We start from the raw sequence: 11,646 nt of genomic DNA, 5'->3' as shown, positions 1-11,646 counted from the left end.
ATGAGCAACAGATCCCATCCCCCCGTCATTCTCTACACGACACCGACATGCCCGAATTGCCATACGCTGAAAGCGTGGCTGGATCGCGAGGGAGTCGTGTTCGAAGAGCGCGATCTATCGATCCGCCAGGTGATGGAGGAGGCCAAGGCGCGCACCGGTGTACGGATAGCGCCGATCACCCTCGTGGGTGAGTCGGTTTTCTACGGCACCTTCCTGACCCAGAGGCCGTTGCTGACCGCGGCCCTCGGCCTGTCTGGAGCCGCCTGAGTGAGCGACAGGACCCGACATGTCGAACTACGCTCCGCAGGACGAACCCTCGTCGTGCCGGAAGGAACCACCGTACTGGACGCCGCATTGGCCGCGGAGGTGGCCTATCCGCATGGCTGCCGCTCAGGTCGCTGCGGCTCCTGCCTGTCCCGCGTGATCAGCGGGAGCGTTGTGCACCTTGAGCACAGTCGCTTTGCACTCACCGATGAGCAGAAGGCCCAGGGCCTGTTCCTGGCGTGTCGTGCGCTGCCGGGAAGCGACCTGGTCGCTGCCTATGCGGGTGACATCGAAGCAACTCCTTCGCTCGCGATGCAGCGCCTTGAATATCGGGTCGAGGCGATCGAAACCCTGACCCATGACATCAAACGCATCCGGCTCGCCACCTGCGGCGCCGAGCTGGCGTTCAATGCCGGCCAGTATGCTCGACTGACGTTCCCGGGCGTTCCACCGCGCGATTATTCGATGGCCGGCGGCGCGCTCGATGGCGAGCTCGATTTCCATGTTCGCCGCGTGCCGGGCGGAGCCGTGACCGAGTGGATCCACGCGTCGCTGAAGCCGGGAGATCCCGTGCTGGTGGAGGGGCCCCTGGGCGTCTCCCATCTGCGCAGCCAGCACGACGGCCCCATGCTCTGCATCGCCGGGGGCTCGGGTCTGGCCCCCATCCAGGCCATCGTGCACGCGGCGATCGCGGCGGGCATGTCGCAGCCGATCCATGTCTACGTGGGCGCACGCGCTCTCCGTGACCTGTACCGGGTGGCGCATTTCCAGCGACTGGCGCAGACCCGGCCCAACCTGTCGTTTACCCCCGTGCTGTCCCACGATCAGCGGCAGACGATGTGGCGGACCGGCTGGGTGACCGATGCCGTGGCCCAGGATCATCCGAATGTTGAAGGGTGGAAGGCCTACGTGGCCGGGCCGCCGTTGATGGTGGATGCAGCCATGCGCGTCCTCAGGGCAGGGCGCCTGCGTCAGGAAGATCTCCACGCCGATGTCTTCTTTACGCCGGACACCGCTGCATGAACGGAAACCCAGGGGCAGGCGGAGATCGCAGAACAGGTGATTGACATTGCCATGCTGTCAACGCCGAAGGTGGTCGCTGTACCACTCAATCAGGAAAACACCATGCTCCAGTTCAACATTCCCAACATGACGTGCGGGTCCTGCGCCAGGCCGGTGAGAGATGCGCTGCTGAGCGTCGACCCGCTGGCGCAGATCGAGACCGACACGCCGGCGCGGCAGGTGCGCGTCGAGACCGCGCTGGACGAAGCCGCTTTCATCGCGGTGCTGGCAGAGGCGGGGTATCCGCACCAGCCGCAGCCGCGCCCGTAATTCCCTTCTCGAGGAGAAACGTCACATGTTCATGAAACAGCTTCTTACCTTCGGCGTCGCCGCCCTCGGTACCGTGGCAGTACCGTCTTCGGCATCCGACGCATCGATCAAAGGCGCCTTTGCGCTTTCCGGTACGACCGAGAAGGTCATTGCCCAACTGTCCATCGAAGAAACCGGCCCGCTGTCCCGCGATCTGCTCATCACCTTCGCCGACAAAACCACCGGGAAGCGCATCGCGCAGTTTGACGAGGAGCTGACACAGGAGCTGCATGTGCTCGCGACCGACAGCGCATTCTCCACCTTCCTGCACGAGCATCCCGGAAAAGCGGGACCGGACGGTCAGTTCCGGGTCGCGATGACCTTCCCCAAGCCCGGCGTTTACCATGTCTTCGCCGACGCAATGCCGACCGGGCTGGGCCAGCAGGTGGTTCGATTCGACGTCAACGTGAGTGCCCCCGCCGGCGCGACGTCCTCCCAGCCGGTTTCGGCCCCGAGGGAAGGGACGGATGGTCCGTATACCGTCCAGCTGGACAAGGCCGGCCTGCAGGCGGGCAAGGAAAGCATGTTGAACCTGACGGTGTTGAAGAACGGCACGCCGGCGCAGGACCTGGGCCTGTACCTGGGCGTGCCGGCGCATGCGGTGTTCGTGGGCACCGATGACCTTGCCTACGTCCACGCGCATGCGATGTCCGCCGATGCCGCCAAAGGTGCACACGGCGGCCACGGCGCAGCGCATCCGCAGGCCGGACCGGTGTCGGCACGGATGATGCTCCACGCACAGCCGCCTCATGCGGGCCGATATGCACTCTGGATCCAGTTCATGGCGAGTGATGAAATCCGCACGGTGCCGTTTGTCGTGGATGTTGCGAAGGGCTCGTAGGCCACCGGTTCCAACCTCTCTGTAGCCGTGGCCGGGGTCAACCCCCGGCCACACCTGTTGGCGCACAGCGCTGGTAGATCTATTGCTTCATGCTGGACGGGCTCGCCTTCCTGCCACGAAGCAGCAGGCTGCCAGCCGCGCAGCCCAGCATGGCGACTCCCGCCACCAGGAAGGCGTCGCTGTAGGCAAGCAGCAGCGCCTCACGATGGATGATCCGGTCCAGCATCGCAAAGGCCTGCTGCCGCTCCAGTGCGAGGCCACTGCCGTAGAGGGCCGTCGCACTATCCACCGGCACCTTCGCCAGCATCCAGACCAGCTCGACCACACGCACCTGGGTCGCCTCCGCGAACGGCGACACTGATTCCCCGATGTGCAATGCATGCAGCCGTTCCCGGGTCACGATGAACTGGCTGGCCACGGCGATGCCGATGGCACCGCCGACATTGCGTACCATCGAGAACACCCCCGCCGCCGAACCCAGTTCCGCGCGCTCCAGTCCTTCCACGGCCATCACGCTGAGCGCGACCACGATCAGCGATTGGCCGATGCCGCGTACGATCAACGACGGCACGATGACGTTGCTCGCCGCATTGGCGTCCAGGTGAATGTTCATCAGACAGCCCCCCGCCATGATGACGAAGCCCAGCACGATGGCCGTTCTTACGCTTGTGCGTCTCATCAGCGGCGGCGTAGCGAAGGACATGATGAACTGCACGATGCCGTAGGGAATCATGGTCAGCCCGATCTGGCGCGCGTTGTAGCCATGCACGTCGGAAAAGTAATTGGGAATGAGGAATACCACCCCGAACACCACGGCACCGAAGGTGAACTGCATCAGGCTGGCCAAGCCGAAGTTGTAGCTGGAAAGCAGTCGCAGATTGAGGAACGGCTCCTTGCGGCGAAGCTCGATGACGACGAATGCCACCAGGCCCACGGCAGCGACGAGGGAGGCCTCGATGATGAACGACGACGAGAACCAGTCCTTGCGCCCGCCTTCTTCCAACATGATCTGCAGTGCGGACAGGCCCAGCGCCATGGCGATGATCCCACCCCAGTCACCCTTCCTGAACTTCTCCAGCGCCATCGGCTCCGGCCGGATCGACCAGCCGATCGCAGCCAGAAGCAGCAGCCCGGGTGGGACCTGGAGATAGAAGATCGCGCGCCAGGAATAGGCATCGGTCAGCCAGCCGCCCAGCGAGGGCCCCGCGGCCTGTGCAACGTTGTTTGCAATGGCGAACAACGCCATGCCGAAGGGATGCTTCGAGGAGGGCAGCTCGGTCACGATGAGCTGGAAGGAAAGCGGGATGAGGACGCCGCCAAAGGCACCCTGCAGTGTGCGCGCCAGGATCATTGCGTTGATGTTGGGCGCTATCGAGCAGGCCATCGAGAAGATCACGAAACCAGCCGCCCCTACCATCAGGACGCGACGGACGGTGAACACCGCCGCCAGCCACGCCGCCAGCGGAATCACGATGATCTCCGCCACGAGATAGGCGGTGGTGATCCACGAGCCTTCTTCGAAGGTGGCGCCCAGCGAACCGCGCACATCGGGCAGCGACGCATTGGTGACATGGACGTTCATGCCCGCCATGAAACACCCGACCACGCCGCCGATCACCGCGACCCAGGAGCGCAGGGAGACCGATTCTTCGCCAGGCAGTGCAGTGGCGGCGGTCATGGACTGGATTCCGGTCGGGTGTTGATTGAGGCCACGACCGACATTCCCGGCCGGAGGTTGGAGAGCTTCGGCTGGGCGGCATCCACGGCGATGCGCACCGGGATGCGCTGCACGATCTTGGTGAAGTTCCCGGTGGCGTTATCCGGCGGCAACAGCGCAAACTGTGCGCCGGATGCAGGCGCGAAGCTCTCTACGCGGCCTTTCAGCACTCCGCCACCCAGCGCATCGACCTCGACTTCCACACGTTGGCCGGGTGCGACGCCCTCCAGCTGTACTTCCTTGTAGTTGGCGATGACGTAGACCTCGTTCGGTACGATCGCCATCAAAGGGCTGCCCGGACCGACGTACGCTCCCACCCGCGCGGCACGTTGGCCGATGGTTCCCCCCATCGGCGCGCGGATTACCGTGTGTTCGAGATCAAGGTTTGCCAGCGCCAAGCCGGCTTCGGCCTGCAACAACGCTCCGCGCGCCTCATCCAATGCGGCGGCGGATCGTTGTCGCTCTGTCGCCAGTACCTTCGCATAGGCTCGGCTCGCTTCGGCGGTGGCACGCGCGGCCTGAACCGCGGCCTCTGTACGCGTCGCACTGGCGTCGGCCGCTTCCAGGTGCCGCGCATCGGAGGCCTGTTGATGCTCCAGCGCACGTTCACGACGATACTCCAGGGTCGCTTGGCGATGATCAGCCTGGCGCGCCTGCACGTCTGCGGTGGTCGCGGCGATCACACTGCGTTGCCGCTCGCCTTGCGCATCGAGATTGGCAATGGCCGCGTATTGCGCGTCCAACGCTGCCTTTGCGGCCGCGACCGCACCCTCGGCCCGGGCCACGCGCATGCGGTAGTCCCGATCATCGAGCGTCGCCAACACATCGCCCTTGGCGACGCGTTGGTTGTCACGCACCCCCACGTTGACGATGTAACCAGTGACGCGCGGACTGATGGTGGCGATGTCAGCCCGGACATAGGCGTTATCGGTGCTGACCATGAAGCGGCCGGCTGTCCACCATCGAATGCCTGCGCCACCGGCAGCCAGCAGGCACAGCGCGATCGCGCCTATCACCGCGGGGCGGCGTGTCTTGCGGATCAGCGAACCGGACGCATCGGCATGTGCGCTGCGGGAAGGAGTTGTATTGGTCATGTTGGCTATCAGAGGAGGGGGAAGGGGGTTCAGCGCGCCGCATCGACAGCGCGAGTGATCACAGGTCGGCGTACCGCGGGCGCCTGTTCCCAGCCGCCACCGAGGGAGCGGAACAAGGCCACCTGGTCCGAGGCAACGTCGGCCTCCGCCGAGGCGAGCATCGCTTCCGCCTCGACATTCCGGCGCTGCGCATCCAGCGCATCCAGTTCACTTATCGCGCCGGCGCGGCGGCCCACCCCGGCCAGGCGGGCAGCCTCGCGGCTCTGCTGGGCAGCCTTAGCCAGGGCGCTCTGCCGGCGCACTGCCGCCGCGTAGGTGGCGAGCGCCTGCTTCACGTCTTTGAGTGCCGTCAGGATCACGGCGTCGAAGCGTGCAAGTGCGGCCACTTCCTGGGCCTCGGCCTTGGCTATCTGCGCACGCGCGGCGTTGCGGTTGGGAAAGTGCCAGGACAGTGCCGGCCCCACACCCCAGACGATCGAGCCGTGGTCGCGCATGCCGTCCACGGTCGGCGCGGAGCTGGCTACGGAACCCAGGATGGACACCGTCGGATACAGACTGGCCATGGCTACGCCGATGCGCGCGGTACTGGCCTCAAGCCGCCGCTCCGCCTCGCGGATATCCGGTCGGCGCTGCAGCAGTGCTGTCACGTCTCCGATCGGGATCGGTGCCGTCAGTTGAGGCACGCTGACACAGCCCGTCGCAGGGGTGGACAGATGATCCGGGGGACGTCCGGTCAGCACGGCCAGTTCGTACAGCGCATTCTGCCGCGCGGCCTCGATGGCCGGAATTGCTGCACGTGCCTGTTCCATCAGCACCGCCGAGCGCGCGACATCCAGTGACGTCATGCCCCCCGCATCACGCAGCGCGGTCTTCAGTTCCAGGCTGCGCGTGACTACGGCGAGCGACCTTTGCGCCACTTCTGCGCGCGCGGCGAAGCCACAGCTGTCCAGGTAGGCACGCGTCGTTTCGGCGGCTACGACAACGCGAACACTGTCTTCAGCGGCCAGGGTTGCCGCCTCGTCGGCGTGGGCGGCCTGGATGCTGCGGGCTATCTGGCCAAACAGGTCGAGCCGCCAGCCTGACGAAAGCCCCGCGGTGTAGCGCGGTCCGGTGCGTACCCCGGTTTGATCCAACGCGGCTGCGATCTGGTCACTGACCGTGCTGCCATACCCGATGTCGCTGGACACGGTGGTGACCGGCAGGCGACTGTCCTGGCGTTCCAGGAGCACCGCGTGGGCTTCGGCGAGATTCGCCGAAGCCACCCGCAGGTCGCGGTTGTTCTGCAGCGCCTCGCTGACCAGCGCATCCAGCGTGGGGTCCTGATAAAGGCTCCACCATCGAGGCACGGTGGGCAGGCCCACGCTGGTGCTGTCTGATGGGTTCAACGATGGCGCTGCGTCGAGGGTGGAACGGGGGGAGCGCGTTGGACCCACGGCGCATCCGGAGAGGGCGGTGGTAGCCAGCAAACACAACAAGAAGGGACGGGGAACGATCATGGACGAGGGGCTTGTGGGTGTCGTGGAGCCAAGGCATCCATGACACCAGCCTCACGTCTGTCCTTCTCCCGCCTGGCGGACTACCATCGTCGAGATATGGACAAAAAACGCACTGTCAGCGACTGCCACGCCACCGACCGCCCCGTCGCAGCCCTGGCCACTCGACATCCCCATGGTGAACATATCCGTCCGCACAGCCACGCGCGGGCGCAGTTGATCCATGCACTCAGCGGCGTGTTGACGGTCGTCAGCGCTGCTGGAAGCTGGGTGGTGCCGGCCGGCAGGGCGGTGTGGATGCCTGAAAATGTCGTCCACGGAATCCACATCGCCGGCAATGTCGCCATGCGGACCCTCTACCTTGCACCGCAGGTGCGGCCGGGCCTTCCCACCTACTGCGAGGTCATCGAGGTATCCGCGCTGCTGCGTGAGGCCATCATTGCCGCTACCGCGATCCGCCTGGATTACGGCAATGGGGGGCGCGACCAGCGCGTCATGGACCTGATCCTTGACGAGATCGAAGTGGCTCCCCGGCTTCAACTGCATGTCCCGCTGCCGCGCAATCTCAAGCTGCTGCGCCTTTGCGAACGAATGATCGCCGAGCCCGCTGAACCGGTAACGCTGGAAGGCCTGGCGCGCGAGATGAACACAAGCGGGCGAACGGTGGCGAGGCTGTTCCATCGAGAAGTCGGCATGAGTTTTGGCGACTGGCGGCGGCGAATGTGCCTGCTGCTCAGCCTGCCGCGTCTCGCCTCGGGCGTCTCCATCCTCGAGGTCTCGCTGGAGCATGGGTATCAGAGCCCAAGCGCGTTCTCGGCCATGTTTCGCCGCTCTCTTGGGGTGTCACCAACGGAGTATCTGGTCTCCAAAGTGTGAGGTTTTCGGGCTGAGCCGACGAGGAGCATGTCCTTCACGCTCCCTCTACGTCGCCCAGCTTCAACTGAATGCCGGTCATGGCTCTGGCGTAAAGGCCGCTATAGTCCGAACACCCCATAAGAAGGAGGCAGTGCAATGATTCTGACCAAACAACACCTGACGACCGCGCGTACGCTTGCTGTGGCGCTTGTCGCTACCGTCGGCCTGAGTGCCTGTGCGACCTACAAAGACGAGTTTGCAACGATCAACTCCCGCCTCGACCAGCTCGACGTGAAGGTGCAGGGCGCGGCGCAGAGCGCAGAGTCCGCCAATCAGTCGGCGCAGCAGGCCAACCAGCGTCTCGATCAGATCGAGGGCCGCGTCCAGCAGCTCGAACAAGCACCGCGTCGCAAGCCGCGCGGCTGATCGTTCCCGCACCATGTATCACGCAAGTAACGTGTGAATCGGAAACCAGTGGCCTTTGCGGGCCACTGGTTTCCTGTGGTTGTGCAGTCTTCAATGCAAGGAATCGTCCCATCCGTACGCACTCATACCCTGTAACCCGGGCCCTGCGCGGCGCATTGGCCGTGGCGCTGGCGTTCACGAGCATCGGCGTGGCCAGCGCCGAGGATGCTCCCGCTCAGCCAGCCGGCGCCGTCGATGAGCTTCCGCAAGGGCAGAACGTGTCCGAGACCGTGATTGAACTCGCGGGCTGGATCGTCGCGAGCAAGGACAGCCAAGGCTATCCGTTCGCGATCATGGACAAGGCTGCTGCCCAGATCCTGGTCTTCGACGGCGAAGGTCGGCTTCGCGGCGCCGCTCCCGGGCTGTTCGGCTCGGCGACCGGCGACCATATCGCGCCGGGGATCGCCGGTCTCGCCCTGCGTGAAATTCCAGGCCGGGATCGCACGACGCCCGCCGGGCGCTTCGTGGGCGGCTTCGGGCCGTCCATCGACGCGGGCCGCGTCCTGTGGGTGGACTACGATTCCGCCGTCTCCATCCACCCGACGGCGACGGGCGTCCCGAAAGAGCGACGCGCCGAGCGGCTGGCATCGGCGTCGCCGGACGACAATCGTGTCACCCATGGCTGCATCAATGTCTCGCCGGCGTTCTACGAGCAGATCATTCAATCCACGTTCGAGCGCGGCGGGGTGTTCTACGTGCTGCCCGACAAAGCCTCGATAGCGGAGACCTTCCCCGAGTTCGCGAAGAGTCGCGCGACCGCGCAGGCGAAGGATGGAGCAGACGCGGGTGCCACCGGCAAGTAGACCGGCGTAATCGGCCAAGGCCGTCACGCACCCCCATTGCTGTCATGGGTCGAGCGATGCCTCAAAGCTGTAGGGGTCGCCCGGATCCGAAAAGCGCAGCAGATAGCCCGCGATGCGCGTGCTGCCGTCGGACAGCAGATAGTCCACCTGCAGGCCGGTCGGATGGTTTTCCTGCTCAGCTCCCAGGTAGGTATTGCTGGGATAGCTGAACCCACCACGGGGCGCTTCCCGAACGGCCGCGCAGCTGCCAAACAGCGGAGGCAGGATGTACAGGCGATCACTGTGCAGCAGGAGCACCGTCGTGTAGCGGACGCTCGCGCCACTGCCGGCGTGCCGGACATCCAGACACACGGAGCTGCCGCGCTGCCAGGCTGTTACGTCTGCGACGCGCTCAGGATGGATGTGCGCGCCGCTGGCCCGTTGCTCTGGTCCGAGGCTGACGGCGCTGCCCAGCGACCAGCGTCGCGCACCCACGATCACGGCCTCGCCATCAAAGGCAACGTCGGGGGTTCCCTTCGGCGGCGACATGGCCAAATCGCCCGGCGTGGTCCACAGCGGCTGGTCGTAGCGCCGCAGTGCCTGGCGCATCGAGGTCACCCAGATGCAGTGTCGCGGCGATTCGGCGCAGGGCAGCGCCAACGGTGTCCCGGCGTCGGGGAACAGGTTGCCGCCTAGTGACCGGTAGAACTCGGCATAGTCAGTGAACGGAACGGGCGCGGCATGGGCTGCCGCTGACAGGACCACACTCACCAACCCAACCAACGCGCGATGGAGGGGGATCATTCTGCATTCCATGCGGGCGGTGGCATCCATGATGTCGCGGTTGCTGCATACGGCACTCACTGTAACCGGCACGCGGCCCGGCACGCCAACGCTGATGGGCGGATGGGGTCGCTTGGCGGCCGCAGCGCCGCTGACTCTGCTAGCGCGCGGCGGGATTCAGGAACAGACGTGCGCCATCGGATTCCCGACGCCCCGACCAGCGACCGCCGCCAGACGGACGGAAGCGGCCGATGACCTGGTTGTTGCTGTCGGTGAGCAGCAACTGGTTGCCTGACATCAACCACCGCGACGCCTGGAAAAAGCCATCCGGGCAACCTGCAGGCACGTAGGCGCCGTATCCGCCCAGCCAGGGGTTGTCCTTCAATTGGACGGTACACGTCTCACCGCTCTCCTGGCCGAGCGTCCAGTTTCCGATCATGTCGGTCGCCGGGCCCGACCTGTCGCCCCGATGGTGTTCGTAGCTGCGGCCATGGTCATCGGCCCACTCTCCGTCGTCATTGAGGTCGACGCCCACATAGGCGCGCGTGCTCCGGCTTCGTGTCGCTGAGCTGCTGCTGGTCTGCTCGGTGACCGTACCGAGGTTGCCGGACGCCGCACTCCCGTTCTGGTCGGCGCCTGCATCGTCAATCTGGCCGGCATCGGACTGACGGGTCGAGGTGGTCGAGGAGGCGCTGGTTTGTTGAGTGGAGATGGTCTGCTGCTGGACGCCGAGAGAGGCGTCCTGGCCGAAGGCCACACTGGCAGTGAGGCACAGCCCATAGCAGATCAAGGTACGTGCGGGTAAAGGAACAGATGCCATCGCTGAAATCTCCAATGAGACAGCGGGGTGCGGGGGTGCTGTGAGGGTGCGGCGTGCCGGCCAAGCGGAGCACGCGGGCCGTGAGCACGTCGCGAAAGAGGCCGAACGTCCTCCCGCACGTGGCGGCGACATGAATATTCATGATCCGTTCACGGACTTTTCACTCCGTCGCGTCGTTAATTGGCCCGTGGCCGATCGGCGCCACTTCGTATGGGTGGTGCCCCTCATGCAGACCAAGTCGATTGGCGCCGTCGCCCTGCTTTCTGGTGCTCTGATGCTGGTTGGGTGTGGTACGTCCCAGATCAAGGCGTGGAGCAGACCGGGCGCAAGCGAAGAGCAGAAACAGCGCGACCTTGCAGAGTGCGATTACGACGCTTCCAAGGCCACGATCGGGGATGGAAAAGCCCCCAGGAGTACTGACGATGCGGTAGGCGAGGGCGTCGTCCGCGGAATGGAAAAATCGGATCTCATCAAGAAGTGCATGCGAATCCGCGGTTACGGCGGATGAGCGTGGCGCACCCGATCGACCTTACCCCCAACCTGCAAGGAACATGCTATGCGCCGTGTGATTTCCTTTGCTGTCCTGCTCTGCCTGGTTCCCCTGTATCAGGCTGCCGCTGGTGAAACGGTTGAATGCGCGTCGCGTCATTTTGAGTACAACGAATGCAGTGCGGGACCGCTGAGATCCCCGCAGCTTGTACGACAATCTTCTTCCAGCGCCTGCATCGTCAACAGATCGTGGGGCTTCAACAGGCGGAGCGGTTACCTCTGGGTGTCGGACGGCTGCGCCGGCGTGTTTGCGGATGTGGGCGGCTATCACCACGGCAGGGGTGATGGATATGACGCCAATACGCGTCGCTATGATGACCGTGGCCATGACGTAGGCGCGGTAGCAGCCGGCGTGGTGCTCGCTGCGCTGTTGGCCGGAGCGGCCGACGACGATTCCCATAAAAGCCACAAGCATCACAGCAGCACCTACGACGGTTGCCATGGCAATGGTTGCCTCGTCGACAACCCGGACGCGATCGACACGCGGCCTCAGTTCGACAAGGACGGAAATCCGAACTTCGACACCCATGGCAATTATCAGGGCTGCCACGGTGAAGGCTGCAAGGTCGACAACCCGGATGACAATAACTGACGCGCCTACGCAGAACCGGA

Annotated in this window: 14 protein-coding genes; 9 read left to right on the top strand and 5 right to left on the bottom strand. The window is 64.8% G+C overall.

Going from position 1 to position 11,646, the window contains the following annotated elements:
- The 4 genes from ABE434_RS01125 to ABE434_RS01110 are packed head-to-tail and all read left to right on the top strand — an operon-like array spanning position 1 to position 2,476.
- The gene (locus ABE434_RS01125; protein WP_346477494.1) at positions 1-267 is read left to right on the top strand and encodes a glutaredoxin family protein; all 267 of its coding nucleotides are present in this window, start codon (positions 1-3) and stop codon (positions 265-267) included.
- Positions 268-1,287, top strand: a complete 1,020-nt coding sequence (locus tag ABE434_RS01120) for a 2Fe-2S iron-sulfur cluster-binding protein (protein ID WP_346477493.1) — start codon at positions 268-270, stop codon at positions 1,285-1,287.
- A 36-nt stretch (positions 1,288-1,323) separates the two neighbouring features.
- Positions 1,324-1,596: a heavy-metal-associated domain-containing protein gene (locus ABE434_RS01115; RefSeq protein WP_346477492.1), complete on the top strand. Its 273-nt coding sequence runs from the start codon at positions 1,324-1,326 to the stop codon at positions 1,594-1,596.
- Between the two features lie 25 nt (positions 1,597-1,621).
- Positions 1,622-2,476 (top strand): hypothetical protein, encoded by an 855-nt coding sequence (locus ABE434_RS01110; protein ID WP_176988688.1) that lies wholly within the window; start codon positions 1,622-1,624, stop codon positions 2,474-2,476.
- A gap of 79 nt (positions 2,477-2,555) precedes the next feature.
- Here the strand turns inward: ABE434_RS01110 and ABE434_RS01105 are convergent, their stop codons facing one another.
- From ABE434_RS01105 to ABE434_RS01095, 3 genes are read right to left on the bottom strand one after another with little or no spacing between them, the layout of a single operon-like run.
- Positions 2,556-4,154, bottom strand: coding sequence for a DHA2 family efflux MFS transporter permease subunit (locus ABE434_RS01105; RefSeq protein WP_346477491.1), 1,599 nt, complete (start codon positions 4,152-4,154; stop codon positions 2,556-2,558).
- Positions 4,151-5,287, bottom strand: a complete 1,137-nt coding sequence (locus tag ABE434_RS01100) for an HlyD family secretion protein (RefSeq protein ID WP_346477490.1) — start codon at positions 5,285-5,287, stop codon at positions 4,151-4,153. The genes ABE434_RS01105 and ABE434_RS01100 overlap by 4 nt, the downstream gene beginning before the upstream one ends.
- A 29-nt stretch (positions 5,288-5,316) precedes the next feature.
- A complete protein-coding gene (locus tag ABE434_RS01095; RefSeq protein ID WP_346477489.1) occupies positions 5,317-6,783 on the bottom strand; it encodes a TolC family protein in 1,467 nt (488 codons plus the stop codon).
- Positions 6,784-6,822: 39 nt separating this feature from the next.
- Here ABE434_RS01095 and ABE434_RS01090 point away from each other — a divergent pair, with 39 nt between their 5' ends.
- The 3 genes from ABE434_RS01090 to ABE434_RS01080 all read left to right on the top strand — a co-directional run bounded on the left by ABE434_RS01090 (position 6,823) and on the right by ABE434_RS01080 (position 8,903).
- Complete coding sequence (locus tag ABE434_RS01090) at positions 6,823-7,656, top strand: helix-turn-helix transcriptional regulator (protein ID WP_346477488.1); 834 nt, start codon at positions 6,823-6,825, stop codon at positions 7,654-7,656.
- Between the two features lie 135 nt (positions 7,657-7,791).
- Positions 7,792-8,061, top strand: coding sequence for a hypothetical protein (locus tag ABE434_RS01085; RefSeq protein WP_088433391.1), 270 nt, complete (start codon positions 7,792-7,794; stop codon positions 8,059-8,061).
- Positions 8,062-8,216: 155 nt separating this feature from the next.
- Entirely contained in the window at positions 8,217-8,903 is a 687-nt protein-coding gene (locus tag ABE434_RS01080) for a hypothetical protein (protein ID WP_346477487.1), read from the top strand.
- A 42-nt stretch (positions 8,904-8,945) separates the two neighbouring features.
- Here the strand turns inward: ABE434_RS01080 and ABE434_RS01075 are convergent, their stop codons facing one another.
- The gene (locus ABE434_RS01075; protein WP_346477486.1) at positions 8,946-9,686 is read right to left on the bottom strand and encodes a hypothetical protein; all 741 of its coding nucleotides are present in this window, start codon (positions 9,684-9,686) and stop codon (positions 8,946-8,948) included.
- 139 nt (positions 9,687-9,825) lie between these two features.
- A complete protein-coding gene (locus tag ABE434_RS01070) occupies positions 9,826-10,485 on the bottom strand; it encodes an AprI/Inh family metalloprotease inhibitor (protein ID WP_346477485.1) in 660 nt (219 codons plus the stop codon).
- A 226-nt stretch (positions 10,486-10,711) separates the two neighbouring features.
- Between ABE434_RS01070 and ABE434_RS01065 the strand changes: the two genes are divergently transcribed.
- On the top strand, positions 10,712-10,993 hold the full coding sequence (locus tag ABE434_RS01065; RefSeq protein ID WP_179458719.1) for a hypothetical protein: 282 nt from the start codon (positions 10,712-10,714) through the stop codon (positions 10,991-10,993).
- 48 nt (positions 10,994-11,041) lie between these two features.
- Positions 11,042-11,626, top strand: coding sequence for a DUF3011 domain-containing protein (locus tag ABE434_RS01060; protein ID WP_179458720.1), 585 nt, complete (start codon positions 11,042-11,044; stop codon positions 11,624-11,626).
- Positions 11,627-11,646 lie beyond the last annotated feature (20 nt).

This window comes from Stenotrophomonas sp. TWI1183, assembly GCF_039673115.1.
Taxonomy (GTDB): Bacteria; Pseudomonadota; Gammaproteobacteria; order Xanthomonadales; family Xanthomonadaceae; genus Stenotrophomonas; species Stenotrophomonas maltophilia_AA.
This window is presented reverse-complemented; position numbering and strand designations above follow the sequence as displayed.